Origin of the sequence: Pseudomonas sp. PKS (assembly GCF_051913525.1) — a bacterium.
Taxonomy (GTDB): domain Bacteria; phylum Pseudomonadota; class Gammaproteobacteria; order Pseudomonadales; family Pseudomonadaceae; genus Aquipseudomonas; species Aquipseudomonas guariconensis_D.
The window spans coordinates 187,462-211,910 of record NZ_JBEGDO010000003.1 but is presented as its reverse complement, the minus strand read 5'-3'; the positions used below and the strand labels follow the sequence as shown (position 1 = coordinate 211,910).

At 50.7% G+C, this 24,449-nt stretch carries 22 protein-coding genes and 1 pseudogene; 9 read left to right on the top strand and 14 right to left on the bottom strand.

Annotated features, from left to right (window positions below; translation table 11 throughout):
- Positions 1 to 311 precede the first annotated feature (311 nt).
- From ABOA88_RS05045 to ABOA88_RS05035, 3 genes are all read right to left on the bottom strand, one after another.
- Positions 312 to 1,085, bottom strand: coding sequence for a hypothetical protein (locus ABOA88_RS05045; RefSeq protein WP_367851052.1), 774 nt, complete (start codon positions 1,083 to 1,085; stop codon positions 312 to 314).
- A gap of 70 nt (positions 1,086 to 1,155) precedes the next feature.
- Positions 1,156 to 1,458, bottom strand: a complete 303-nt coding sequence (locus tag ABOA88_RS05040) for a hypothetical protein (protein ID WP_367851051.1) — start codon at positions 1,456 to 1,458, stop codon at positions 1,156 to 1,158.
- Complete coding sequence (locus ABOA88_RS05035; RefSeq protein ID WP_367851050.1) at positions 1,427 to 2,410, bottom strand: NAD(P)H-dependent flavin oxidoreductase; 984 nt, start codon at positions 2,408 to 2,410, stop codon at positions 1,427 to 1,429. The genes ABOA88_RS05040 and ABOA88_RS05035 overlap by 32 nt, the downstream gene beginning before the upstream one ends.
- Before the next feature lie 322 nt (positions 2,411 to 2,732).
- Here ABOA88_RS05035 and ABOA88_RS05030 point away from each other — a divergent pair, with 322 nt between their 5' ends.
- Entirely contained in the window at positions 2,733 to 3,542 is an 810-nt protein-coding gene (locus tag ABOA88_RS05030; RefSeq protein WP_367851049.1) for a hypothetical protein, read from the top strand.
- A 109-nt stretch (positions 3,543 to 3,651) separates the two neighbouring features.
- On the opposite strand, the gene ABOA88_RS05025 is transcribed toward ABOA88_RS05030, so the two are convergent.
- The 3 genes from ABOA88_RS05025 to ABOA88_RS05015 form a co-directional block, all read right to left on the bottom strand.
- The gene (locus tag ABOA88_RS05025; RefSeq protein ID WP_367851048.1) at positions 3,652 to 5,151 is read right to left on the bottom strand and encodes a hypothetical protein; all 1,500 of its coding nucleotides are present in this window, start codon (positions 5,149 to 5,151) and stop codon (positions 3,652 to 3,654) included.
- Positions 5,152 to 5,209: 58 nt separating this feature from the next.
- Positions 5,210 to 5,593: a hypothetical protein gene (locus ABOA88_RS05020; RefSeq protein ID WP_367851047.1), complete on the bottom strand. Its 384-nt coding sequence runs from the start codon at positions 5,591 to 5,593 to the stop codon at positions 5,210 to 5,212.
- 768 nt (positions 5,594 to 6,361) lie between these two features.
- Entirely contained in the window at positions 6,362 to 6,802 is a 441-nt protein-coding gene (locus ABOA88_RS05015; protein ID WP_367851046.1) for a hypothetical protein, read from the bottom strand.
- 809 nt (positions 6,803 to 7,611) lie between these two features.
- Here ABOA88_RS05015 and ABOA88_RS05010 point away from each other — a divergent pair.
- Entirely contained in the window at positions 7,612 to 9,045 is a 1,434-nt protein-coding gene (locus tag ABOA88_RS05010; protein WP_367851045.1) for an AAA family ATPase, read from the top strand.
- A gap of 2 nt (positions 9,046 to 9,047) precedes the next feature.
- Positions 9,048 to 9,977, top strand: a complete 930-nt coding sequence (locus ABOA88_RS05005) for a hypothetical protein (RefSeq protein WP_367851044.1) — start codon at positions 9,048 to 9,050, stop codon at positions 9,975 to 9,977.
- Positions 9,978 to 10,113: 136 nt separating this feature from the next.
- Here ABOA88_RS05005 and ABOA88_RS05000 read toward each other — a convergent pair whose 3' ends face one another.
- Positions 10,114 to 11,127, bottom strand: coding sequence for a Kiwa anti-phage protein KwaB-like domain-containing protein (locus ABOA88_RS05000; RefSeq protein ID WP_367851043.1), 1,014 nt, complete (start codon positions 11,125 to 11,127; stop codon positions 10,114 to 10,116).
- Positions 11,120 to 11,749 carry a hypothetical protein gene (locus tag ABOA88_RS04995; protein ID WP_367851042.1) on the bottom strand — a complete coding sequence of 210 codons (630 nt, stop codon included), beginning with the start codon at positions 11,747 to 11,749 and terminating at the stop codon, positions 11,120 to 11,122. The genes ABOA88_RS05000 and ABOA88_RS04995 overlap by 8 nt, the downstream gene beginning before the upstream one ends.
- Before the next feature lie 199 nt (positions 11,750 to 11,948).
- On the opposite strand from ABOA88_RS04995, the pseudogene ABOA88_RS04990 reads away from it, so the two are divergent.
- From ABOA88_RS04990 to ABOA88_RS04980, 3 genes and pseudogenes are all read left to right on the top strand, one after another.
- A pseudogene (locus ABOA88_RS04990) lies at positions 11,949 to 12,297 on the top strand (LexA family protein); the annotation flags it as partial.
- On the top strand, positions 12,254 to 12,598 hold the full coding sequence (locus tag ABOA88_RS04985; protein ID WP_367851041.1) for a DUF4326 domain-containing protein: 345 nt from the start codon (positions 12,254 to 12,256) through the stop codon (positions 12,596 to 12,598). The pseudogene ABOA88_RS04990 and the gene ABOA88_RS04985, both read left to right, overlap by 44 nt.
- Before the next feature lie 199 nt (positions 12,599 to 12,797).
- Positions 12,798 to 13,934: a hypothetical protein gene (locus tag ABOA88_RS04980; protein ID WP_367851040.1), complete on the top strand. Its 1,137-nt coding sequence runs from the start codon at positions 12,798 to 12,800 to the stop codon at positions 13,932 to 13,934.
- Between the two features lie 241 nt (positions 13,935 to 14,175).
- Here ABOA88_RS04980 and ABOA88_RS04975 read toward each other — a convergent pair whose 3' ends face one another.
- The 3 genes from ABOA88_RS04975 to ABOA88_RS04965 all read right to left on the bottom strand — a co-directional run bounded on the left by ABOA88_RS04975 (position 14,176) and on the right by ABOA88_RS04965 (position 18,332).
- Positions 14,176 to 16,029: a hypothetical protein gene (locus ABOA88_RS04975; protein WP_367851039.1), complete on the bottom strand. Its 1,854-nt coding sequence runs from the start codon at positions 16,027 to 16,029 to the stop codon at positions 14,176 to 14,178.
- Between the two features lie 378 nt (positions 16,030 to 16,407).
- The gene (locus ABOA88_RS04970; RefSeq protein WP_367851038.1) at positions 16,408 to 17,208 is read right to left on the bottom strand and encodes a hypothetical protein; all 801 of its coding nucleotides are present in this window, start codon (positions 17,206 to 17,208) and stop codon (positions 16,408 to 16,410) included.
- 116 nt (positions 17,209 to 17,324) lie between these two features.
- Positions 17,325 to 18,332, bottom strand: coding sequence for a metallophosphoesterase (locus ABOA88_RS04965; protein ID WP_367851037.1), 1,008 nt, complete (start codon positions 18,330 to 18,332; stop codon positions 17,325 to 17,327).
- 441 nt (positions 18,333 to 18,773) lie between these two features.
- Between ABOA88_RS04965 and ABOA88_RS04960 the strand changes: the two genes are divergently transcribed.
- Entirely contained in the window at positions 18,774 to 19,838 is a 1,065-nt protein-coding gene (locus ABOA88_RS04960) for a hypothetical protein (protein WP_367851036.1), read from the top strand.
- 16 nt (positions 19,839 to 19,854) lie between these two features.
- Here the strand turns inward: ABOA88_RS04960 and ABOA88_RS04955 are convergent, their stop codons facing one another.
- The 3 genes from ABOA88_RS04955 to ABOA88_RS04945 all read right to left on the bottom strand — a co-directional run bounded on the left by ABOA88_RS04955 (position 19,855) and on the right by ABOA88_RS04945 (position 21,612).
- The gene (locus tag ABOA88_RS04955) at positions 19,855 to 20,268 is read right to left on the bottom strand and encodes a helix-turn-helix domain-containing protein (protein WP_367851035.1); all 414 of its coding nucleotides are present in this window, start codon (positions 20,266 to 20,268) and stop codon (positions 19,855 to 19,857) included.
- 51 nt (positions 20,269 to 20,319) lie between these two features.
- Positions 20,320 to 21,018, bottom strand: coding sequence for a hypothetical protein (locus tag ABOA88_RS04950; protein ID WP_367851034.1), 699 nt, complete (start codon positions 21,016 to 21,018; stop codon positions 20,320 to 20,322).
- A 381-nt stretch (positions 21,019 to 21,399) separates the two neighbouring features.
- Positions 21,400 to 21,612 carry a hypothetical protein gene (locus ABOA88_RS04945; RefSeq protein WP_196168710.1) on the bottom strand — a complete coding sequence of 71 codons (213 nt, stop codon included), beginning with the start codon at positions 21,610 to 21,612 and terminating at the stop codon, positions 21,400 to 21,402.
- A gap of 217 nt (positions 21,613 to 21,829) precedes the next feature.
- Here ABOA88_RS04945 and ABOA88_RS04940 point away from each other — a divergent pair, with 217 nt between their 5' ends.
- Both ABOA88_RS04940 and ABOA88_RS04935 read left to right on the top strand, forming a co-directional pair.
- The gene (locus ABOA88_RS04940) at positions 21,830 to 22,987 is read left to right on the top strand and encodes a two-component system sensor histidine kinase NtrB (RefSeq protein ID WP_196168709.1); all 1,158 of its coding nucleotides are present in this window, start codon (positions 21,830 to 21,832) and stop codon (positions 22,985 to 22,987) included.
- Positions 22,988 to 22,996: 9 nt separating this feature from the next.
- Positions 22,997 to 24,442, top strand: a complete 1,446-nt coding sequence (locus tag ABOA88_RS04935) for an ATPase domain-containing protein (RefSeq protein ID WP_196168708.1) — start codon at positions 22,997 to 22,999, stop codon at positions 24,440 to 24,442.
- Positions 24,443 to 24,449: the final 7 nt, after the last annotated feature.

Below are 24,449 nucleotides of genomic sequence, written 5' to 3'. Positions count from 1 at the left end.
CCAAAAACCTTGCGGCGATGCGCCGGCGGCGCCGCCCGGAGCTTGAGACTAAAAGCCGCAGGAGGGGCGAGCGGTGTCTACAGTGCGGGTTTTAACGCAGGCCTAGCTCACCTCGCACCGTTGATAGAAAAGTTTCAGCGGGAGCTTAGGAAGGCTCAAATCATGAACGTTGCGATGATGAAGCAGTTGGAGGCTTTGAGCAGTTCTTCCCTTGCTCGCGGGCGACGACGCACTTAGCAGTCGCGGTGTGTGGATCGGGCGGTATGGAAAGCCGCCCAGATCTTCCCTGAAGTCGTCAACGACGTCTCCGACTACAGGTGCGTGGCGTGCTCCAAATTTGAATGAGCTTGGCTGCTCGAAACAAGGTCGCCGACTGAACCTACAGGATTCATCTTCTCAAGTATCTCTTGATGTTTGATCGCTAGTTCAATCAGTGAAATCATTCGTTGATAGCGGATGACGTATACGTTAGCTAGGACACCAAAAGCAGTAAAAATGACATTGCCCCAAGCTAGTGAGGTGGCAAGAGCTGCAGAGGAACTCCCGGTCGAAGTAGCGTAGATGATGGCAATACAGCCAGGTAGTAAGCCAATTTTTTCTACTGAGCCTACTACCCAACCAGTGCATTTCTCCAGGAAAAGTGCTTCATTCTTCAAGCTTGTCAAGCCTAAATCCAGATCCAGGCGAGACAGTGCCATCAGTCTCGGGAAATGGAGTTTATCGACCTCCATTGGAGTCTGGATATTAATTCGCATTGTGGCTGTGAATGGTAGGCGCAACGTTTCTCGTAAGGCGCTACGGTGAGTCCATGCCATTAAAAAGGGTTGGGCAATTATTAAGACGTAGCAGGAGGCGACTGATGCCAAGGCTGCGCCCGCAGCCCACTGAGCTCCTCCAAGCTTCGCCCAGCCCCCAAAGAAAACTGTAAGGAACATAAGTGCAATGCCCGTCCACCACGACAAATGGCGTTGCAGTCGGACAGGTGCTTTATCACGAACGAGCGTCCTCTGAGCTTTGACCATTTGTTTTTGGTCACGCTCGATGTTCGACAGTATCTTAAGCAATGTGTCTTTTTCTGAAGTCATGTGGCCTCGTTGCCAACAAGCATTGAATCGCAGCTTGTTAAATTGGGGGGTTCTTGTAGCGGCAGCATTATTAAGAGCGGTTAAGTGCTCGCCTTGCCTTCCACCGGTCAGTAACGATAGTAGCTAGGATCGATCCAAACACGCCGATGATAAAGCCGTAGAAGTAGTTCAGGAACGTCTCCATGGCGTTCGTGATGCTAGCAGCCTTCTTGAAGCGGTAGATCTCTTCGTCCGTAAACGACCTGAGCTTGAGGGCATCCTCATACTCCAGCTGGATGCGCGCGGTTTCGGCAGACTTCTCCTGAAGCTCGAACTGGTGGGGGTGATTGCGAAACCGTAGATTAGCGATCACCTGCCACCGAATGTCTGTCATAAGAGAGGCCATTCAAGCGCTGCATGGCACGCTGGGCGTCGTCCAGAATGTCATCGAAAATCTGTTCCACTGGCTGCACTGCATTCGCAAACACTGCCGATGGCCCGTAGTCGAGCATACCGATGCTGCTATCACCCGTAAGGTAGGCCTGGGTGGTTAATTTGCCCATGACGTGTGGGCGGTAGTGTTCAAAATCGCTGGTACCCGTCGCATCGATGGCAGCTACGGCTTTCGCGCTTTCGTTGTTCAAAACCCGGTGATGTTGGCGTAGGCCGGTCTTGACGATGACGCTGTCCGTGCCATCGCTGTTCACCAGTAGATCCTTGTACTGGCGGTGAATCCACAGCTCTTCCGATACCAGCATCCTGGTGCCCATCAAGATCGCGTCAGCTCCCATCACTAGGGTGGCGGCGAGTTGGCTCCCTGTTCCCATCCCTCCGCCAATCACCAAGGGTATGGAGAGCTCCCGTGAGGCCTGAGGGGCCTGCACCATGCTGCTGATACCGTAGGTTCCTGGATGGCCTCCGGAATCATTGCCAACAACAATCACGGCATCAACGCCCAAGCGTTCGGCTGACCGGGCGTGTCGGACGGCTGAAACCTTGTGCAGCACTTTGATGCCGGACTCCCGGAGAGCAGGAAGGATTGCCTCGGGGCTACCACCGGAGGTCTCGACGCAAATGACATCCTCTTCAGCCAGGATTTTCACCTGCTCCTGAATGCGGTTGGCTGCATTGGGCTGACCAGATATGTAGAGATTCACACCGAACCTTTTTCCAGGTGCCAGCTGCCGGCACTTACGAAGTTCCTCGCGAAACTGCTCCGGATCAGGGTAGGCAGAAGCAACGATGAAGCCCATTCCCCCAGCATTGACCACAGCCGCTACGTAGGTCGCGTCTGAAACGCCAGGCCCCATCCCGCCGCAAAGGATTGGATGGCGGATGCCGAGCATTTCGGTGACCAATGCCTGAGCCGTGGGAGAAACAGAGCTCTAGTCTGGCGCACAGGGTGTCACCAGATGACCTTGGTAACCAGGCTCAGATCTTGAAAGGTCGGCTTGCGCGTGTGCCTGCAACCATCAAATTGATATCATAGCGTAAGGTACGGCGCCTGGATGAAAGCCTAGCCTCAGGGTTTGAGACATTTCCATGAGCGTACAGCAGGCCGGTCGCCACAGGAGCGAGCGCTCCAGGCTATCAGGGCAAAGGCCGTTCTGTTCCAGATTGTGCACCAGTTACCCATTGAGCTCTTAAGCGATGCAGGAAAGGAATTCCATGATTGAACGTGTGCTCGATTGGCGAAATCGTCGAGCTTGGCTAACGGCCATTCCAAGATATGCGAGCCAGATTCTCAGCCCAGCTGTACGCAAGCACGTAGAGACTGAACGTCCCAATTGCTGGGCAGATGACCTTCGGTGGCTGCCGAATCATGGGGAATTGGTGTCTGCTTTCAGTGAGAGGCTCTGGAGCCATTACAGCCATGTCAAAACCTTCCATGGCTGCCGGCCAAAGAGCTTAGCGTCATACTTTGATAAGGGTGTCCAAGGCCAAGATCCAGGCCGCATCGTGCAAGCATTTCGAGAGATCTACGCTGATGTTCCAGTAGCTGCTGTCAATAGGGCTATTGAGGTGATGCGAGGACGTCGCGCTGACGAGCGTGGTTCAATCTGGCTTGCGGCTGATGATCGAAAGATGATTGACGGCTTTGGGCACTACATCATAAGCGGAAGCGAATATCTCTTGGCGCTAGCAGCGCATATTGAGGTTGATGACCCGTGGGCAGAAGACTATAGACTGCGGCTTCGAGATATAGGTATCCCCACCATCCTGGAAATCGACGTACCTGTAGAGCTGATTTCAAAGCAAGACAAGCTGGCCGGGGCGAAGGTGATCCTCTCGAACTGGGGGCAGCTGCGAGCAAGAAAGCCTGTGGGGGGAGCATCGCCGCCGAGCTACAGGTTAATGCACGATATCTCCCCATCATGCATTAAGGCTCATTACCACCCGAGTCGAATTAAAGACATGCATACAGAGTATGGTCTCTTTGTAAATAAAGAACTGGATTGTGATATTTGTCGTGGATAGCTTGTGTTGCGAGCGCAAACAGATTTATACGATAGGGTGTTTGGAGTTAAGGTGATCCCATGCTTCGGTACGACGCCCTTGAACGATGTCGTACCGAAGCCCGGGTTATTTACTCTTCCATCATGCTTTTAATGTCTAATTTAAGGTTTATCGACTTGCTGTAGTCGAAAGCCCATCGAATAAATTCAGCTCGCTCTTTAAGATCCGTTAGCGCTATGAAGTCAAGGGCGTCGATCTCTTCGAGTCCTTTAATCCTTTCTAGAGCTTCGGCCCTAAGTGGGTCTGCTACCGGATTTCCTTCGGCATTGAGTGATATTTTCATTGAAAATTGAAGCGGCTGCTCACCCGCACGGTCGACGCTGAAACATTGGATTTGCAGCGTATCTTCAGTTTGTTCGCAGAGACTTGATTCAATAATCGCATAGTAAGGACGGCCCAGCTTTGTTCCGGCTGTCACTACGTAGCTGCTTTTTTTGGCCTCAGCCGGTGATGGGCATAATTTTTCAAGAAGTGCATTGTTTTTTAGTTCGCATTTTAGTTTCTCAAATGCGTCAACTACGGTCAGGGCGTAGTCCCCAACATTCTCGAAAAAGGCATCGATAGCTTTAAGGTCTAATTCACCTTCGCCTGATTCTGCTTGAATATCTGCGTAAGCCTTTTCTGATTCTAAGCAAAATGCATATACCAGTTTCTTTGCGTCTTCTGCAGAAACCTCGCAATTTTCTTCAAGAAGAAAAGCGAACGATTTCATTAGGGTTCCCATTCTAAAGGGAGGTTGAGGTTGGCCACTTTTTTCTTGTGATTCGGGGTTCCAGTGGTTGTCGCAAAGGATTCTGAGTGGCAGGTAGCTAGCGAAAAATACAAACCGAACATTATGAATCGTGTCTTTGTAAAAATTGAGCCATGACTCTTTGATGGCAGGGTCAGATTCAAGATTTAATTTCTCTTCAATGGCCCGGGCGAACTCCATGTAGTGAAGTGTGAGCTCGATAGCCCCGCAATCTGCGTCAAGCTCAATGGCCTGATTTTCTAATGCGGTAAACTCATCTCGGGAGCCAGCTTTGATTGAGTTTTTTATTCGAGAGTGGCCTCTGATTACGTGAGAGATCTCGTGAGAGTAAATTACAGTCAATGCGGTTAATGCCATGTGCCTTGCAAATGCTGATCTAACTGGGCAATTGGGGCGGCGTGCTTCAAATGTATTCGAGTCAGCTATGCGAGGGATGTAAAATGAATAACCTACTCTGGTCTCGGCGCCTGAATTTCCTACATCTGGGAATACTAATTCGTTACTTAGGAGTCGGGTAAATAAGGAGGAGAGCAAGTGGATGGCTCCATAGTTCACGCCTATGAAGTCAACGTCGCCTTCTCCTGTGGATGCAAATGCACCCACTAGATCTGACTTAATAATCCCGAATTTAAGTTCGCGGCCCGCATTGTAAAAATAACGATTGTTGGCCTGGCCTGTTAGTTGCTCGAATATTTTTATAGAGTTATTGAGCAGGTGTTGGTCAAAATTTTGGTTGTGGGGCTTGCATTCGTAAATGCCACCCCTGGCACCAACAGCTTGAGCAAGAAACTTTGGAAGTTCATTGAGATTGGTGATCATCGTAAAAGTCCACAATGTAAATCGATCAATGGGAAGACAGGTTCAAGCCATTGACGAATCAGCGGAAGCGGTGACGATAACCTGCGAGCTCTGGCCCGTATTCGAAGAGAGGAACCCGGATGCAGGCCAGCCGAGAGAAATATAAGCGGATGCGAGTTACTAGGGCGTGGAAGTCAATGCCCGATAGCTTAGAGATGATAAACTGAGCGCGTCTAATAAGATGAAATTGCTTGAAGAAATCGACGGCTCTGGTTTTATAGTAACGGGCTCTTTTTTGAGCTCTATCAATAAGCGCATGAATGCGATCAAAATAACTTACGCGGACAACCCTTCCGTCGCCCAGAAAATTCAACATCTGTTCATCTACTGGCCCACAGCTTTCCAAGAGACGATCAGCGATCTCTTGAAGTTCTGTTAAGGCTTTTTCAGTAGATACGTTCACGTTCTCACCTGGCACGCCGGGATCAAGGTCAACATCATCAGACTGATTTTCAGGAACGAGGTCAAGTAGGATTTGGTTGAAATGACCGTTCGTCGGTAGTGGTCGCTCAGCGGTCAGTCGCGAAATTCCCCAATATTCGAAATTTTTTACAGATTTTCAAGGAAGATCGACGCTTCATCTTTTGTCCTCTCAAATCTCACTTGCTGAGGATACCCGTCCAGCCCTACGACCATGATGGGCGCAGGATCCCGGCTATGCATGCATACGAGGGTGATTGTGGCTTGCTGCTCTGGCACTACCGCCTCGTGGTACGTATGACGTTCGAGCCGGTAGTGATCACCTATTCCGAGCTGCCTGTGCCCGGTCGGGGTAAGAGTGATCCTTTCCCCCGTGTTTTGGAGCACATTGGATGTGTTACCTAAGTACCTGTCGCCCGCGTATGTGACCGAGTACAGGGGATGCCCATGCTCATTCGTCGTTGTAGGGAGGTAATCCAGATTCAGCAGGCTCCCCTTCAGGATGCGACTCTCTACATGGCGGTCATGTGTGTGGATTCGAGCCGGCATTCCTGTGCTTTGCCGCACCGTCGAAGGCCAAAGGTGCAGTCGCCACTCTTCACCCTCACTACGCTTCAGCAGCAGCACGTGAAAGCCGTGAGGGTGTAGCAGGCATGAAGGTTTCGTTGTCGAAATCCATCTCCGTATAGCAGCGAGTAATGTTGGTACCGGAGCTTCCCAAGCCAAAGGCCTCTGCAGTAGGGAATCGAGTTCAGCTGGCATACGGAGCTTTCCTGACAAGAGCATCATTCACAGCTTGCTCCACCTCTGGAGTCACTTCTTCCTGGCCGAACATGGCTGCGAGCAGGCTTCCTGATGGAGCAGTCCTGGGCAGGTCGATGCGAGATGCCGTGTCGCGAATCCACGTAAATTCGGTTAGGTACGCCGCGTGGTCGGGGTGGCTGTGGTGAAATTTGTACGCAAAGTCTTTGGGGCCTTCCCTGGTGACCAACAACTCATCGGCGCTGCCCTCGATCCTGAAGACAGACAGACGACCACTGAGATACAAGGACGCGGTGACCAGAGACGAGTTGTCCAGGGCCGCTTTAGCCAGCGCTCCTGCAGTCGCGAGGATCTCAGCCCTAGCGTTTTCTATGCTCCACAGGTGGCCATCGAAGGTGTCTTTACGGAATCGTGCATACAGATCGCACATTTGATGATCGCGGAAATCGAGCAGGACGACTTCAATGTTGATCGGGCGCCTTGTCGACCTGGCTCGCTCGATGAGCCTTCGTAGGGTATGTGAACGGAAGTAGCGGCCTGTACGACGTAGATCTTGTAGTCCTTGGCCTCGGTCGCAATCCTGTCCATCTCTCCCTTGAGGTCTTGGGGTAAAACCACGATCTTGTCTCGCTCCGCCCCAGGATCTAAAAAATACGCCACGTACCCAATCGAGAACAGGGCGAAGACTCCACTGGCAACAAGTGACAGCAGTAGGCCGTTCAGCGTGTCCCGCAACCACTTGGGCCCGGGTTCACCCCACGCTACGGCAAGAGCGGCACCAAGGCACGTGATCACAAACAGTAGGCTGAAACTCACGAATAGCCTGCGCTGCGATTTGGATTTCATAAAACCAGGTAGGGTCACTGCGCCGCCTTCTGCTCAGTCCGATAGGGGAAATAGCCAGGCCTCTTCAGCTGAAGGCCGCAGTGTCAATATATGCGTATTCAAGTGCTCTTGCACCTAGCCACATTTTCACGGGGATTGACATTTCTTGGGATTGCAGGTGCGTGTAAATGGCTACACGAAAGGTAGATTTCTGCTGGATTGGGCCACAGTCGTTTGAATGCCATCACATTTTCATTGGCTCTAAAAAGACGTTGTATCTGGTTTTTCTAGGTGTTCGCAGGCCGTAATTTTTTAGATATCATATGGCCACTTCCGGGGGGTTTTTTAGAAAGTAAACCACTTGGCTGGAAATGAGATGCTTGGTGCTTATAGGTAATCGGACAGGGAGTTGATATGCCCGTTGTAGTAAGTTTACGCATTGATGATAGATTGCTCGATCTTGCGACCCCGGAAATTCTTGATATGGGCCGAATTTTTGAAGTTGACTCAATGAGTTTGCTTCTTGGGAAAAATGGATCTGGTAAAACCCGTCTTCTTAATTTGATAGCAGAAGCAATATCTACTCCGGGTCATAGCGGCTCAATGGTTTATGTGAAGAGCAGAGGGGGAGACATTTCACTTCTGACTGAAGACGAAACAGACCTGTGTGCTATTTATTATTCAGGACTCCCTTACAGAAGAAAGCTGAGTCGGCGGGGTAGGCTGATAGATGCTTCTCCGAATAATAATACGGAAAAATTAAATGAAGAGCATGGGCGAATGCGGCAGCTTGGAGAGGTTGCGGCTGCTTTAGGAATTTATGCTCAGCTTAAAGCGAAGTTGGCTTATTCTAAAAATATTCATAGGTCAATCATCGTGCCTGCCCTGAAACAGGCAAGACATATAGATAGTCCTATTCTTTTAACACTGATTAGTAATCTTAAGAGTTTAGAGTCTGGATCAATTAAAGATCCAGATCGATTGAAAGAGTTGGATAGGCAGATTGAGGTTGCATTAAAAAGTGTTGTGCGTTTCGTGGAGGATCATATCGAGGAACATCTTCCTGGTAGGGATTACATCTATTATCTATCAGTGCTTGAAAGCCTTTATGCTCATGAGGATTATGATGGGGAAGATTATGCCTTGTCTTTCCTGAGTTACTTAGGCCTTGTGAAAGCGGGCTACTTCAAAGAGCTTGAGGTCGTTCAAGATCTCGTAGACAGTTCACGAGAGGCGATCAGAAATTACGGTGGTATGCCCACCTATACAGAACGCTCAATATCTTTTGTTATTGAAGGTGTGGATCAATTCAATGCTATTAGGCAATATGATGCACCAATAAAAATTGAGTGGGGCGCCCTCAGTTCAGGCCTTCAGGCTCTGATCGATCAGTTTGCGCACCTTGGCGATGCCATAGATAAAGCCGCGCGTCGGGGACACGAGTCAATAGTTTTGATGATAGATGAGGGAGATGCTTATCTACATTTAGACTGGCAGCGGAAATATGTGACGCTTTTGAATAGGTATTTGGGTAAGCTGAAGAGATTTTTTGAGTTGCGCAGCTTGCAGGTTATATTGGCCTCGCACTCGCCTATTGTTGCTGCAGACATGCCAGGTCTATTTGTAACTAATCTTGACTCTGATTCTCGTATAAAAACTTTCGGCGCTCCAATTGAAGATGTGATTTCCGGGTCGTTTGAGTCAAGCTCGCTCGGAGAATTTGCAGCAAGTAAAATTAACGAAATTTATGATCGGGTACGCAAAAACAAATTATCAAGCGCTGATAGAAAGTTGATTGATGAGATTGGTGACGAAGCCATACGATCTGTCCTTATGAGAGGTAGGTAGTAATGGTCATCAATATTCAAGATGTATGGGCGGATGCAGCAGCTGATCATGCGAGATTTTTGAAAGATACTATTGACAAGGGATTGGTCAAGCTGGGTGGGACTTCTGTTGAGTTGGCAGTTGTAAAGTTTGTAATTGATAATAAGGACTCCATTGTTAATGGTGTGCCGAGTGATCTAGCGCTGTGTATTAAGAAATACATACATGCCTTTCCTGATTTGGCGATTAGGAAAGTGGCAGTCGGCATTATGGGGAAAATATTTGATTATGGGGCTTTTTCTGCTAAGTCAGATAAGCCGTGGACTGCCTACCATCTTTGTTCACTAGCTCGTTATAAAGTATGTTGTTACTGCCATATGGTCGAGACAGGTACGTGTTTGCCTGATGAAGATACCAAAGGCTACCGTCCCCCGATTGATCATTACTACGGCAAAGCTGAGTATCCCTTCCTCGCCCTCTCGTTGTGTAATTTCATACCTTGCTGCGAGAAATGCAATGGCCCTCAAATGAAAGGAAAAATCGATTTTTCTGAATCAATTCATCTCAACCCGCTAGTTGACGAAGAATCAATTGAGTTCGCACTGGTGCCTGTCCAAGCTGCCGATACGAAGATTGCTGAATTTGCCGCATTTAGCTTGCCAAAAGATCAATATAGGCTAAGTGTTATTGCCATCGGCAACCATAAGGTATCGGCTTCATCAATAAAAACTTTTCAGCTTACAAGTCGTTATGCTAACTATTCGGAGCGTGCTTACTACTTGGCTAAAAGGCTCCGAGGATTACCAGCCAGGCAGCGCTTCTACGATGAAGGGCTAGATTTCAAGGTTGGATTAGAAGAGCATTTGGAATTCGAGCCTGAAGAGTATAAGAACGTACCTTATGGGAAGGCTAGAATATGTATAGCTAAACAATTCGGGGTTGATATTCCTTAGTCACCGGTCTATCGCTAATGAAGTTGTGCTCTGGCACGGCGTAGTCTATGTAGCTTAAGTTTTTCTGCCTGGTTCCATACGCTTCGCTGTGACCGGTGATAAAGATATCCGGTTCACAGCGATATGTAAGCGCTACCTATGAAGCCTTTCGCTGAAGAATACTGCCTGAATTAGAGCCGTAAGTTTTTCCTGTAACCAAGCCTTGCTTATAGTAATCATTCAGCAGCTTGAGCAGTGTAGCGGCGTCGTCTTTATTCTCAATAAGAATTTTGCCGTCTGAAGTGGTTTTCAGTTCCTGGCCATCATAGTCCAAAAGCATTTGCTTCATTTTCGCTATTTCTATGGCGCCGATAGTGCTGTGGTTCTCGTTTTTTGTAATGTTAACCAGCGTTCTCATAAGCGAAGGCTTGGAAATGATTTCGGCTTGGAGTATATCCATGCCTTGAATGACATCCTGTGCTTCTATGACAGAGAGGGTTTCTTTAGTTTGTTCAGTGAACTCATCCTCGAGTTCAACGATTTTTTCAAAGCCAGGCTTCGAGAAAATAAGGAATGAGCCTTCAACTAAGGCGCAGTCAAATTTGTCTTCAAAGGTAATGTGCTGCGGTTGCACTGGTACAAGCTTAGGGTCGCTAGAATCAAAGCTGGCTTTGAGCTTATGCAGGAGTTTTTGAGGCTCGTCAGTGGCAACGTTAGATTGAGTTATTTTCTTGAAGAGTATGATGGATTTTACGTCGCCATCGACAGACGCAGTCGCCTTTACGCAGTAAAACCAAATGTTCTTTTTGATCTGACCTAAAGAAGTTGCGGAGCTGATCGCAGTGCCGTCCAGCATTTTTTTCCAAGTTTGATCGGAAAGCTTAAGCTTGTTGGCATCTTTGTAAATGTAAAGCGAGCGGGGTATGTCATCGCCAATGACAGCATAGTTCTGCGGGGTTGTACCTGCGTCCAGATAGCGGCTTACCTGAGTTTTAACCGACTTTTTGAAAAAGTCGTTAATTTCTTTGCTGGCGTCTAGCTTGCTGATCGTATAGCTGAACGATTTCTTCTTTTGAGCTGTTTTTGATTTCCTCTGGACAAAGAAAAGCTCAAGAGAGATATCGTCAAGCTCTAAGAATTCATGGAGATCTGTTAGTTCTTTGCTACTCATTGTTACTTACCAGTCCTTTTCCGAAATAAAGTTTGTGAGCAATGCGTTTTATTTTTACGATGTCTCCTTCCTCCATGAATCTTTCACTGGTCAGAATTATGACTTTTTTCTTGTTTGCCCCAGCTTCAATCTCGACGTGATACAAGGAATACCAGAAACTGAGGGTGGGGTTAATTAGGATCATCGATGAGTTGACGTAGATGGTATAGGTGACAACCATTAGCGTGATGATCGGTACCAATTGTGATGGGTCGGATGAGTCTTGGAATACGAAGGGAATGATGTATGTGAATAGGTAAGCGATGCATTCCGAGTTCTTGTTTTCCACCTCTGTGATTTTTGTGGTCTCGCCGCTCTCACTTGCTCTTTCGGTTAAATTTCGCAACAGCAATAGGAGCGCTATGAGCGACGCAACAGAAATAGAAACTAAAACGGTGGTTACGCCGAAGTTTTTCACAAAACTCAAAAGCGCAGCTTTGTTTAAGCCGCCGAAATGTAGATTTTCGCTGTTCTTATACAGCTGCTGAAATATCATTATGAGAAACAATGGTATGTAAGAAACCAAAAATAGGGTGAGCCTCGCAAGGCGAGTCAATCCGTGTTTTCTGTCCTTGTTCTGCACAGGCGTATCCCCTCACACATCAGCAGACTGTAGCGCACATGGCGAATTGCCTCCACTACCGAAATTGAGGTGGTGGGGCTCGTTTATAGGAAGGCTGAGCTTCCTGGCTGCCTTGGCCCTGCCGGCCAGCGCGTACTGATTGACCGGGCACCGCGAAGCAGCTTTACTGTATGAATATACAGCATAGGTATTTCTCGTCATGTTCACCATCCTCGGCCCACTCAACCCAAGCACCACCGACCTCCCTCTGTACTCGTTTCAGGTTCCTGCAGGCTTCCCTTCTCCAGCAGCCGACCACCTTGAGAAGCGCATTTCGCTCGATGAGTTGCTCGATGTGCGGGCCCCTCACATCTACTTGGTGCGCGTGGAAGGGGACAGCATGATTGGCGCCGGCATCTACCCAGGCGACCTCGTGAATAGTCGACCGCTCCATTGAGGCTGAGCCCGGCCACATTGTGATCGCCGCTGTGAACTGCGAGCCGCTGTGCAAGCGTCTTGCTCGGGATGGCAGCCAGGTGGTGCTCAAATCCGAGAACCCGCGCTACCCGTGTTGTCCCCCTCCAGCTCACGCTGGTGGTGAACAAGGATCGAGGAGACCTCTACGACGTCTACATCGGTCGAGGCACTATCTGGGGTAACCCGTACCAGATGGGCCAGGACGGTGATCGCGACGAGGTTATCCGCAAGTTCGCCTACGATTTCGGTCGTGGCTTCCTGAAGGCATCCGAAAACCTCGAGCATAATCTGGGCATCATCAGGGGCAAGGTGATCGCGTGCCACTGTAAGCCTGCTGCGTGCCATGGGGACGTCTTGGCTGCGCATTTGAACGCTCAAGATGATGAGCTCTAGCAAGCGGTGAGTTGGTTGGTAGGGAGTGGCACATACGCTGATTGCTCTGGCCCCGCTTTCAACAGTCGAGCTAGAGAGCTTGATTTACTGATCTACTTTGCGATGGAAAGTTGGTTTAAATTTATTATTATGGCGTATTCTTTTGGTTTCGCCGAGCCTGATCGCTGAGAGGTTGTTTTTGAAGTATTTTAGGAAGTGTATGGCATTCGTGGCTAGTCACCCGTGGACAATGTTCGGTGTGATGGTTTTGGCCGGGGCGTTAGGTGGAGTCTATGTGCTATTTAAAACATATTATGAGTATGTAGGCCCTAATATTTCACACAAGCACGAGGCATGGTCTAGCTTTGGGTCACTGCTAAGTGGTGTGTTCACCTTGTTTGGTGCTGCAGCTACTATTGCAACCTTGATATTTCTTGGGCGTCAGTTTAAAGAACAGCAAGAAATATCGAGAAAGCAAATAGAATCCTTGACGTTTGAACAGTATCTCAGTCATCGAGGTTTATTTTTTACAAGGCTTGCAGAGCTTGAAAAGTTATTTTTGGGGCATATAAGGTTCGCTAATCCAGATAAGCTGTATGGTATTTTCTTTCCGAGGAATAATCCAACTTTTTGTGAATTTCAGGTGGACGTGGATTGCTGTGGTTTTGAGTTTAAGTCTATACGTGAGTCGTTTGAGCGGCTGCCTGAGCTCTTTGCGGGGAGTCTGAAGGAATATGAAGTGCTCGATATTGTTGGGTATGTAGGGGGTATCTCAGATAGTCTTCAAATTGACTATATTTATGAGCCTGGAAATGGCGATGTGATGTTCTCGGGGAAACATACGGGTTTGAATATCTATTCTCTTGATGTAGGGGTGCTTAGGCTATATGAGGTTTATAATAATCTCCTCTTCTTCTCGGGCTGCTCTTCAGTCCAGCCGATTGAATGGTTGGATTGCGACGAGGAAATCAGGTTTTGGTTCTTGAAATTTTACTCGCGCGCGTCGGCTCGTATGGAGCCATATGTAACCTTCAATGATCCAGACTTGTACTCTATCCATATGGCTTATGTTCTTGTTCTAGAAATACAACGATTGGGTGATGGGTTAAGTGTGCCAAGCCATCTGCGATGGCAGTTGGATTCCTTGTTCTCTACGGCTATATTGGTTAATCGCATAGAAGACAAGGTTATGCTCAATGGCCTTGTGGATGAGGCTATAAAGGAGGTTGAGTTGCTTTTGGAAGAGTCGCTCAAGTGCTTGATGGTCACTGAGGTTTTGGAGGAGTTGTATAATCGGCTTAAGTTTGTTGATTTGGATCTTTTTGAAAGGAAATTGAAAGATATAAGGTATGACTAGGGGGTAAAGTTATTGACCTCTCTTGGGGGTGGTGCTGGTTCTCGATTTTCCTGTCGAGAGAGTTTGCAAAAAGTTTGGCACTTTTCTCTCATTAGAGTAGAGGGTGTGGGGGCGAGGGGAATAAACTTTTTCGGCGCGATAGTTATGCTTTTAGGCGTGTCGGCTTGCTCTGCACAATGTCTGAATAAGTGCAGAGCTTCCCAGGGAGCAGGTTTTGTTAACCTGAATCAGATTTTTAAATCTAGGAATAAATGGCCACGCTACCAATGTTTTTGAACTGTGACATTTCAAAGTCAGTTCTTTCTAGGTAAGTCGCGAGCCCTGCGAAGGAGTGAGAGAGCTTTCTGATTTCATTTAGCATATCTTGCTTCGGCAGCTTTAGGATATCGAAAGTCAATCTTGCTGCATCAATTGCGGGCGCTGATTTTAAGTGAAAAATATTTATCAATCCAAATGAGCACGCATACACGGGATTGACGGGCCAAAGATGCGATATCACGGTTTGTGCTCCGTTAGCCAATGCTGGTGCAATCCCTCTGCTATAGGGGATGCAATTGATCGCAGACGTCGCGCCGTCGCAAATGTTAAGTATGATGTTGCTTTTTGTTCTTCTTCTAAGAGAACACTTTTTTATCGTGCTCATAGTGATTGTGGAATCATCGCTAAAAATTATTTCATCATTGGAACCATATTGCCAGTGGTTGTATTCACCATGTGCTGAAATGTAGAATGCGTTGAGGTCTGCATCGTTGAGGGTTTCTTCAAAAACTTCTGGAGAGGGATTTGTGAGTATTTTGGCGTTCTCTCCGAACTCACGTTCAATGAATTCTTTTTCGATGTTGTAAGAGCTGGTATGGGTTGAAAGCATAAATGCAAAATTCTTCTGCTCCGGCTCTTCGGTTTGATCCTCTAAGCTTGTGGATATTAGTGGTGAATGTTTTCCAAGGCTGAAAAGCGCTGATTGAATTGGAAAGCTGTGCGATGGTGCTAGAGTTAATAAGCTGATTTCCCCATATACCTTATCGTTTAGCTTGAAATGTTCGATTGTCGCAGCGGCGTATGATTCCAGATCTAAGTTCTCGGGCGGGGCCCCAGCTCGACTAGGGTCTAAATTTCGAACTCCATCCTCAGTATCACCTAATAGCGAAGTAAAAGTATTGGTGGCTCTGTTTTTTTGGTTGATTAGCTCTTCATAATTTTCATAGTTATCTTGGTTTTCAAATATGTCGAGCCAGTGAGGGGAGAGTAGTGATAGTTGTGCGGAGTTCGATATCAGGAATGCGTGTGGTTTTGATAAGCCTTGAGGGCTATGCTGAGAATTTTTAAGGCTGCCTAAAAAATTAAGCATTAGATTGTATTCTTTTTGCTCGTATAGATGCATTATCAATGGTTGTAGAAAGTTTGTTATGCCATTTGCGATGTCGGCTCTCAGGTTAGGCCCTTTCAATACTCTGATAAGCTCTTCGAGGTGTTCAGGCTTTTTGGATACCTTGCAATAATAATTTAGGATTACAATTGCAAGTTGTTGGTGGGTAAATGCACTTCGTTGTTTGTATGTGTGTTCAATATTTTTGATTATGTCTGCGGGGTCTGGATTCAGCTCGGTTGTAAGGAAGAGTGATCGATGATTTTTTGCTGTCTTCGTTTTGAACTTTTGAGTTTTTATATGTTTTAGCAACTGGTGGTGATATTTTTTGCCGTATTGGAAGTCCCAGAATGCCATTTGTGTTAGCGCGTCAAGGTTTTCAAGTTCGTCAGTTTTGAATTTCTCTAATAACTGCAGGCAGAATGGAAAGATCGTCTTTGCTATAGTCGGCATAGCGGCTTTTTCTTTGAAGTAGCAGTAGGTTGCCGCAACCCATCTTGGTAGCAGAGCTTTATTGGTGTGGCAGGCGTAAGACAGATCAGTGAGGTTGTAGAATGCAAGGATATGCTGAGAGCTGACGATGGCCTCTTTTCCTATGACATGTTCCTTTCCTTCAAAAAAACTGAATACTGCTTGGCCAGCTCCTTGTATGTCTCCAGAGGCTAAGTGGTTAATGGCTGCAATCATTTGCTCTTCGTAAAATTCTTTGGTTGAGAAGCTGAAATCCATTTTATTTCGAATCCTTTAATGATTTTGAATGTGGTGCGGATTGAGAGTTGGAGCTTGTAATTTTGGTGTTCATCAGAGGCTCCTTTAGACAATCTCGATGAGGCACTTTTACATTTTTCGAGGCTACCATTGGATAACATGTTTCACGAATGGATTTTGTTCGTTTGTTCTTGACTCCGTAGAGACGGACAAGTAACTCGCAGGTGTGTGTGCCGGCGTACCGCCCCTGCAGCTTGGAGGCAAGTCGATTCCCGAGACAACCGTGAATCTCATTTATGAACTGCCGCATGCCTGCGATATCGTAACCGAGGTTAACAAAGAGATAAGCTCGAATTCTTTGACTTGCTCACTGAGGCGCAGTCAGTTAATCGCGCGCGTTCAGACGTCAGTGACGTCGTTCACACCTATCGACACTGGTTGAACTATTTCAAATGATTCAGGGGAGATCCATTTATTTGCTTCCTCTAGGAGCTCGTAGAAGCAGCCTTGAAGAGCATCCCTATAATCAGTCATATTGCTGAAGTAGCGTATGAAATCCTTGTGGCCTTGGTCTAAATCTACTGTGTCGTCATAAAAAACCTGAGAAGGTCTGTAAACTTCACTTTCTGGATGTTTTTCGTACTCGTCCACAAACAACCTGACCTTGTCGGTGATGACTAGCCACTGAAGTGATTTATGGGGCCCTAGAGGAGATGCGATAGCTAGGGTCTGCTGGAAATCCGCAAATCGGGAGTGCGCGGTGAATAATGCACATTTCAATTTGGCGTAATCAGGTTGTTCCTTTACCTCCTCTAAGAGTGCGTCGATCTTTTCCTTCGTCAGTAATGTCACGTCTGCCTGTGTAATCGCCATTGTATGAGCGAAGAAATGTCTTTTCTCGTAAGCCTGAATAATAGATACGATCAATAAATTGAGTATTTCCGTAGCCTTTTGTTCATTCTTATAACGCGGCCAAAGGTCAATTAATACGTAGAAAAAGTAGGCTGCTATGAGGCCTGTTAGTAAGTCCCCAACAATATCCTCAAAAGCGTCTGATCTCAGCGCGGCGATGAGGCGGGGCCAGTCTTTCATAGTTTCCGGTACGTCAAACTTGATTTTGACCACGAGCAACAGGGCAAAGGCAATCCAAGCACAGCAAAACAACCAGAACTCCCTGCGATCCTTCAAGAAGCCAAACATTCCCATCTCCACCAAGAAGGGCGCCGCCGGGCCCATGTGCATTCAGAGCTGATATCATACTGCTGGCACAGCCTGATCAGCTAGCACGCACGATCTCACCCACCAAGCCCCGTTCATTACGAAGCGGAGTCGAAGAGACGAATGAGCAGCTCGCCTGTAGGTGTGCTAGCGTACCGCTCCTGCAGCTCTTGTAGCTTGGCAGAGCGCCGCTCCCCGGACAGCAGACTCAAACCGTGCAGGGCATTAAGCAGCTGCTGCATGCTAGCGATATCGTCAGCCAGATTCAGCCAGGTGGAGTTGACCTGCTGAGCACGGGCCTCAGACTCACGGCTCGCGATCTGAGTTTCGATGAGCTTGTTGGCATGCGCCAGAGTTTTCAGCGAGGTGAGCGATTGCTCAAGCTCTTTCAGTTGCTCACCGAGGCGTTCTGCCTGATCGAGCCCCGAAGCCTCACCATTCACGTAAACGACGTCGTCCTGTAGTGAGTAGATCGCCAGGGGCCCATCCCCGCCACCAGTAATGTCTAGGGCAAGGACATTTCCGAAGCGCAGGGCATGCGGAATCCATGTGTGACCGACACAGACACGCCATGCGCCTGGCACACCACCTCGATGATGCTTCTTGATCCGCTCGCGACCCCACAATGCAACATCCTGGATCTGCGGGTTTTCGAGACTCTGGGTGAAATCATTCCAGGCCAATCCCACGGGCACATCTGCGTGTACTACACCGACTGCCCCCCGATCTGTCTCCACTTCGATAGCCATGGGCAAACTATCGAGCTTGTCGATGATCACTGGCTTTGAGTCGTCATCAATGGTCATCCACCACCTAGCACCGTGAGCCGAGTAGGGGAGGTGGGGATTGGCACGGTAAGCATCGATGAGCATCTGCTCGTGATTGCCCTTCACGGTGAAAAACCACGGTTCGCCCAAAAGCTTCAGTCCATCGAGCATGCCAGACCCCCGATCAATCAGGTCACCCACTGCGATCAGCCGGTCTACAGATTTATCGAAGCCGAGCGCCAGAAGCCCCTTGTGGAGCTCTCTGGTTTTGAAATGGATATCACCCACCACAAAGTCACGGCCAGCTTGGTTTCGGGGAAGTTTTAGCAGATGAGGCATACGCTACGCACGCTCCGGAGTCGGCCTGAAGGACTCGGGTATTTTACCTTGCTGAGTCAGGCTTACGGCCTCGAATGAGAGGCTCTATGCAGTGAAATTTCGCACATTGCTATCCATCGGTGCCCCGCGTTGTGGCCAGCCAGTTTCGCGGATTTTTCGAGGAATTAGAGGCCTTGTTTTGCCTGGGGTGCAGGCCAATCAGTGCCGAGATTATTCGGATTTAAATTCTGATTTGAAGCTGGTGAAAATCTGCCTTATCAGGGGGAGGGCTGGCCGCACGATGCCGGTATCAGCGTGTATTCAAAATGCTTATCAAGCTACGAGTGTCCTCCAAGCTTATCCAGAGAATTGGCGCATGTCGAAGTGCTACCATTGCGTGCTTTGCCGTCGCTGAATTTCGCAAGATCTTGATGGCCTATTAGGGAAATATGGAGGTACAAGGTGGTGCAGGTCATTACAGCGAATGCCCGGCTGCGTAGAGGTATCCGCTCTCTTCAAAAGTCTCTGATCGATCAGGCTGAGCCACGTGGGATAGAAGAATGGGCATTCCCGAGTGGAGATAAAGCACCATGCCGCACATATGCCTTGGAGACCGATCTGGGGGAGATGCTATTTGCTGTGCCTCCGCCTTGGCATGGTCGACAAGCACACCTGTTCAAGCTGGGTTACGACGGTGGCACGCTGTCACCAGATGCTGAGATCAACATTCCTGACGGCCTCAACCGTGGTGTTTCGGGGGTGTTGGTAGCTGCTCCTCAGGGTGAAACCCTCATCTGTCATCGGGGCTCCTTCACAGCGTTTCGTGGTCGGGTACCTCGTCAGTACGCTTTTGAGCACTTTCACGACTGGCTTATAGAGGTAGACGACGACGGTAAGACGGCAGATGTGATTGCTGTGTCTTCAACGAACTCACCCAGCATCGCGAATGACATCGCAGAGTTCCTATTCAAGGTCAAACGACTCAAGGAACAGAGAAAAGCGGAGCTCGGTGGGGATGCCGAGGCTGCAGATGAAGCCATCGACGACGAAGATGGATCGGGTGCTAAATGGTGGGAGCAGGAAGAGTTCGAGGGCAGCAAGTCCTATACCCCAAGCAGCGATACCTGCGAGTACCAGTATCTCCATGGCCCACTCTGCAATGCCCTCCATCGCAAGTTGGATGAGCTTGTTGAGGGGCATCCGGAGCTCAAGGTTGGTAAGCATCAGGTCGATTTAGCGTTAGTGGACAAAGCTACTGAGAAAGCCAAGGTGATTTTTGAGGTCAAGACCAGCGCCTCAATGTCGGCCCAGCTTTACACCGCATTTGGTCAGCTTGCGTACTACAAGCACCGCTACGGTGAGGCCAACACCAAGCTCATCTTGGTGCTTCCAACAAGCACTGCATCTGACTTCGCTGCTGCCGAGTTTTTCGCCCAGGCCAACATCCAGGTGGTGTTCGGTGAGGCCGGTGTGTTTGAGAGCAGCAAGGGCGAGAGCCTGGAGGAAATGCTTAGCAGCATCTTGTAGAGGTAAGCCAGGATGTTCAGTCCATGAAGGCCAACTCGGTCTGCAGTGCATTCGAAACCCCGGTGCTCTTCCCTTGAGGCCTTCGTTGGCCTTCGGAGGGAAAGGATTCTCGAGCGTCGCTCACCGAAATTTTCAGGCCGCTCAGACCTCCATTTCGATGTAGCTCGGCAAGCTCCGACCTCAGTATTGAAATCAAGTCGGTCGCCGGCTGTGCGGTATCTTCACTCAATGTGAGCGTGAGTAGCGTCAGAGGACTGAGCCCTAGGCGCTCACTCACTTGCTTGAGCTTGTCCAGGGTGATGCTCGACTTACCGAGCTCAAGCTTAGAAAGATAGGTACGACTCGTGGTGTCAGCGAAGTCTCTCTGGGTGATATTTCGCTTGCAACGCAGTGCGCGAAGCACGCTGGCGAAAGAGGCTTTGAGCGTCATGCTTCAGTCTCGGCGGATTTGCTATCTCGATAGGAGGCTACGTATTCAGCTTTAAGCCTCAGGGGTGGCCTCGATGGCTACCTCCTGGCGCTTCACGTCTACGGTGCGGGTGACTTTCTGAATCAGGCCAGTGGTCTCGGTCATGATCTCGATGAGCTTCGAGCCGACCAGCAGGGACTCGCGGGCAGTCCACTCCTGCCATGCGATGTTGCGCGCCTCCATGTTGTGCAGCATGGTCAGGCGCTGGCGGCGGTAGCTGCTGCCGTTGACCCGCTTCTCGCGCTTGACCAGCCAGTCGTAGGTCTTCTTGTCCGCCTTGGCGAACTCACGGAAGGCCAGCTCGTCCTCGATCAGGGACGCAACGCGGCGAGCCAGGGGAACCAGCAGGTCGCCCTTGGCCACGCCATCCAGTACCACCCGTGCGGTGATCAGGGCTGCGGACTCGGGTTCGATCTGCTTGAGCAGGGGATATGCGCTGTGCTTGCGGCCAGCCTTGCCGGACTCGCAGCTCTCGATGAACTGGCGGATGCCTTCTGCGATCTTGGCGACTGACGAGTTCATCAGTCGGCGGACGGAACGGGTGCTGGTTTCCTGACCACGCTCCCTGGCCTTGGCCACCTCTGACCAGTGCCGGTCGACACCCATCCCCCTCATCTTCTCTTCAAGTTCTACCTGTCGGTCGAACTTCTCTTGCCACTCTTGGTTGTTCTCAATTTCCTGAATCAGTTGGTTGGTGATGATGGAAGTCATCTATTGGATCTCTCTGAGTTGGCTTTTAGGAACCGGTCTCGGAGGTCACCTCTCGGTGCTCCAAGACTGTGTGGTAATTGCCAAGCAGGGCGTCAGAGAGCCGTGACGACACAGATCGCTCGTGTCCTGTGTCGAGCAACCTGAATTAATTACGATAGTGGATAGTTGCGGGCAAAAGAAAACCCGGAGGGTTCCGGGTTTATTGATTCGCTAGTGCATAGTGGGATGCAAGACCTTTTAAGTCTGCTGTGTATACCAATTCCACCACACTCGCACGCTTGAAAGGGTCGTCACGACCGGCGCGCTTCAAGGCAGAAGGGCCTGACAATCAAGCGCGCTTTATAACCCACCGTTATAGACAAGTCAACCGCACCTGCCGTTTCAGAGGGTTATCGCTTGGGCGATCTGGCGCAGCGTGCAGGCCGAGGATTGCAGACCTTGGGCATGGCTATCCATCGCCTTGGCATCGTGTCCATGCACACGGTGGCGAAGGTAACGGGTGTGTCCGGCAAGCCCGCGGCAGACATCTTCCAGCTCGGTGGCGGTGCGTTTGAGATCATCCTGCAGGCGCTGCATGCGCAGATTGGCGAGCATCTTCGTTCCTGGCTGTGCAAATGCCGGAGCACTATAGGTCAAGCGCCACCTTGCTGTCATCGAGCCCTTGCAGGGCCGGGCTGAGGATCCAGCGCGTTTCGGTCCTTCGCTGACCGAGCGGGAACCATGGACTGTCCAGGCTTGTCTGTGGCTTACATGGGTGCCGGTCTTTTGACTACGCTCAGTGGATGGCCCTGTTAGTGCCTGCGGAGTCTGCATGGTTTCCAATGAGCGTTCCGATCAACCGCAAATGCCGCCCAACCGCTATGAGCAACTGGTTCAATCGGTGGTGGACTATGCCATCTACATGCTCGACCTGTCGGGCACGGTGGTGTCCTGGAACCCAGGTGCAGAACGGATCAAGGGCTACCGTGCCGATGAAGTGATCGGGCAGCATTTTTCGCTGTTCTTCACCGACCAGGACCGGGCCGAAGGCCGTCCGGAGTATTTGTTGCGCCAGGCTTTGGAACAGGGTGTGGCACAGGATGAAGGCTGGCGCGTACGCAAGGATGGCACTCAATTCTGGGCCCTGGCAGCGCTGGATGTGGTCCGGGACGAAACGGGACAGGTCATCGGATTGGCCAAGGTTACCCGGGACATCACCGACCGACGCGAGTCGGCCCTGCAACTGGACGCCATCCGCGCCCAGCTGTTCCAGGCCCAGAAACTCGAGGCCTTGGGGCAACTCACCGGCGGCCTGGCCCACGACTTCAACAACCTGTTGACCATCATTCTGGGGGCCGCCCGGCTCGCCATGAGTAGCGATGATTTGCAGCGTATCCGCCGGCTGCTCGAACACATTGTCGATGCTGGCGAACGAGGCACGCAGTTGACCCGGCAATTGCTGACGTTCGCCCGTCATCGCCAATTGAGCACGGCGCGTATCGCACCCGCTGAACTGATCGAGTCCACCCGTGGTCTTCTGCAGCATGGACTGACCCAAGGCATCGAGCTTGAGGAATACCTGCAGCCGGACCTGCCATCGATCGAAGCGGACGCGGGGCAACTGCAGATGGTCCTGCTCAACCTGCTGTTCAATGCCCGTGATGCCATCGACGGCGAGGGGCGTATTCGCCTTGCCGTCACCTGTGTCGAGCTGTCTGGCGAGGTGGAAGGGCTGCGAGGACGCTTCGTGCGGTTCGAGGTGCGGGACACAGGCCAAGGCATCGATCCGAAGGTGCTGCCGCGAATCTTCGAGCCTTTTTTCACCACCAAGCCCTTTGGCCGGGGCACAGGCCTGGGGCTGAGCCAGGTCTATGGCTTTACCAGGCAGTGCAACGGCGCTATTTGCGTGGACAGCCGGTTAGGCGAGGGCACCTGCATGAGCCTGTACCTGCCCGCATGCCCGGACGTCACCGATCCCGGGCCACAATGAGTAACCACCATGGCAGAACCACTCAAGCGGTTGGCGACAGGCATCGACGGACTGGACGTGTTACTCAAGGGCGGCCTGGTCGCGGGGGCCTCCTATATCGTCCAGGGGCCGCCGGGGGCGGGCAAGACTATTCTGGCCAACCAGCTGGCGTGCAATCACGTGCGCAGCGGTGGTCGCGTGCTGGTGGCAACCTTGCTCAGCGAATCCCACGAGCGGCTGTTTCAATACTTGTCGACGCTGGAGTTCTTCGATCCTGCGCTGGTCGGCGACCCGATCCAGTTCGTCAGTGCCTTCGATACCTTGGAACAGGAAGGGCTCGATGCGGTGGTCAGGTTGTTGCGCCAGGAGATCGCTCGTCAGCAGGCCAGCCTGCTCATTGTCGATGGGTTGCTCAACGCCCGGGTCCGTGCGGAAACCAGCCTCGACACCAAAAAGTTCGTCTCCGAGCTGCAAGGGCATGCCGCCTTTGCCGGATGCACTGTACTGTTGTTGACCAGCGCCCGGCTGCAAGAGGGCAGCCCGGAGCACACCATGGTCGATGGGGTGATCGAGTTGGGCGAGCAACTGCTAGGCAGTCGGGCGGTGCGCCAGATCCAGTTGCGCAAGACCCGTGGTAGTGGCGCGCTTTCAGGGCTGCACGAGTGCCTGATCGACCAGGCCGGTTTGCGAGTGTTTCCTCGTCTGGAGGCGCTGTACAGCCACCCCAGCCAGATGGGAAGCGACACGCTGACGCGGGTCGGCACCGGTATTGCCACGTTGGATGAAATGCTCGGCGGTGGTGTGGCCAAGGGCTCGGTCAGCCTGGTCATGGGGCCTTCGGGGATCGGCAAGACATCGTTGGGCCTGGCGTTCCTCGGGCCTTGCACTCCCGAGGCGCCGGGCTTGCACTTTGGTTTCTACGAAACACCGGCCCGGCTGCGCCTGAAGGCCGCGGCGCTGGGGCATGACCTTGCCGAGCGTGAACGCGAAGGCAGCCTGGCGTTCTGTTGGCAAACCACCACCGAAGGCCTGCTGGACCAGCTGGGTGGATACCTGCTCGAGCGTGTCGAGACCCTGGGTGCCCAGCGGGTGGTTATCGACAGCCTGGGCGCGTTCAGTCGCCTGGCGTTCGATCCTGCACGGCTCAATGCCTTCTTCCGTGCCTTGACCGGCGAGTTGCGTGCTCGTGATGTCAGCGTGCTGCTGACCTGGGAGATGCGCGATATCTTCGGCTCGGAGATCACCGCGCCAGCGCCAGATCTCTCAAGCATCGTCGACAACCTGCTTTTGATGCGTTTTGTCGAACTGGAGTCGCAGCTGCGACGCATGGTCTCGGTGCTCAAGGTGCGCGATAGCCATCACGACCCGGCGCTGCACGAGCTGTGCATCGGTCCTCAGGGGATTGTCTTGCGCAAGGCCTTCGAAGGTGCCTGCGGCGTGTTGAGCGGCACGCCCGTGCCCCAGGGGAGCGACTGATGGAATA

Bases quoted from the DNA above. Each gene is read 5' to 3' on its own strand.
- ABOA88_RS05045 (WP_367851052.1), bottom strand. From the start codon at position 1,085: ATGACTTCAGAAAAAGACACATTGCTTAAGATACTGTCGAACATCGAG.
- ABOA88_RS05040 (WP_367851051.1), bottom strand. From the start codon at position 1,458: ATGACAGACATTCGGTGGCAGGTGATCGCTAATCTACGGTTTCGCAAT.
- ABOA88_RS05035 (WP_367851050.1), bottom strand. From the start codon at position 2,410: ATGCTCGGCATCCGCCATCCAATCCTTTGCGGCGGGATGGGGCCTGGC.
- ABOA88_RS05030 (WP_367851049.1), top strand. From the start codon at position 2,733: ATGATTGAACGTGTGCTCGATTGGCGAAATCGTCGAGCTTGGCTAACG.
- ABOA88_RS05025 (WP_367851048.1), bottom strand. From the start codon at position 5,151: ATGATCACCAATCTCAATGAACTTCCAAAGTTTCTTGCTCAAGCTGTT.
- ABOA88_RS05015 (WP_367851046.1), bottom strand. From the start codon at position 6,802: ATGTGCGATCTGTATGCACGATTCCGTAAAGACACCTTCGATGGCCAC.
- ABOA88_RS05010 (WP_367851045.1), top strand. From the start codon at position 7,612: ATGCCCGTTGTAGTAAGTTTACGCATTGATGATAGATTGCTCGATCTT.
- ABOA88_RS05005 (WP_367851044.1), top strand. From the start codon at position 9,048: ATGGTCATCAATATTCAAGATGTATGGGCGGATGCAGCAGCTGATCAT.
- ABOA88_RS05000 (WP_367851043.1), bottom strand. From the start codon at position 11,127: ATGAGTAGCAAAGAACTAACAGATCTCCATGAATTCTTAGAGCTTGAC.
- ABOA88_RS04985 (WP_367851041.1), top strand. From the start codon at position 12,254: ATGGCAGCCAGGTGGTGCTCAAATCCGAGAACCCGCGCTACCCGTGTT.
- ABOA88_RS04980 (WP_367851040.1), top strand. From the start codon at position 12,798: ATGGCATTCGTGGCTAGTCACCCGTGGACAATGTTCGGTGTGATGGTT.
- ABOA88_RS04975 (WP_367851039.1), bottom strand. From the start codon at position 16,029: ATGGATTTCAGCTTCTCAACCAAAGAATTTTACGAAGAGCAAATGATT.
- ABOA88_RS04970 (WP_367851038.1), bottom strand. From the start codon at position 17,208: ATGTTTGGCTTCTTGAAGGATCGCAGGGAGTTCTGGTTGTTTTGCTGT.
- ABOA88_RS04965 (WP_367851037.1), bottom strand. From the start codon at position 18,332: ATGCCTCATCTGCTAAAACTTCCCCGAAACCAAGCTGGCCGTGACTTT.
- ABOA88_RS04955 (WP_367851035.1), bottom strand. From the start codon at position 20,268: ATGACGCTCAAAGCCTCTTTCGCCAGCGTGCTTCGCGCACTGCGTTGC.
- ABOA88_RS04950 (WP_367851034.1), bottom strand. From the start codon at position 21,018: ATGACTTCCATCATCACCAACCAACTGATTCAGGAAATTGAGAACAAC.
- ABOA88_RS04945 (WP_196168710.1), bottom strand. From the start codon at position 21,612: ATGCTCGCCAATCTGCGCATGCAGCGCCTGCAGGATGATCTCAAACGC.
- ABOA88_RS04940 (WP_196168709.1), top strand. From the start codon at position 21,830: ATGGTTTCCAATGAGCGTTCCGATCAACCGCAAATGCCGCCCAACCGC.
- ABOA88_RS04935 (WP_196168708.1), top strand. From the start codon at position 22,997: ATGGCAGAACCACTCAAGCGGTTGGCGACAGGCATCGACGGACTGGAC.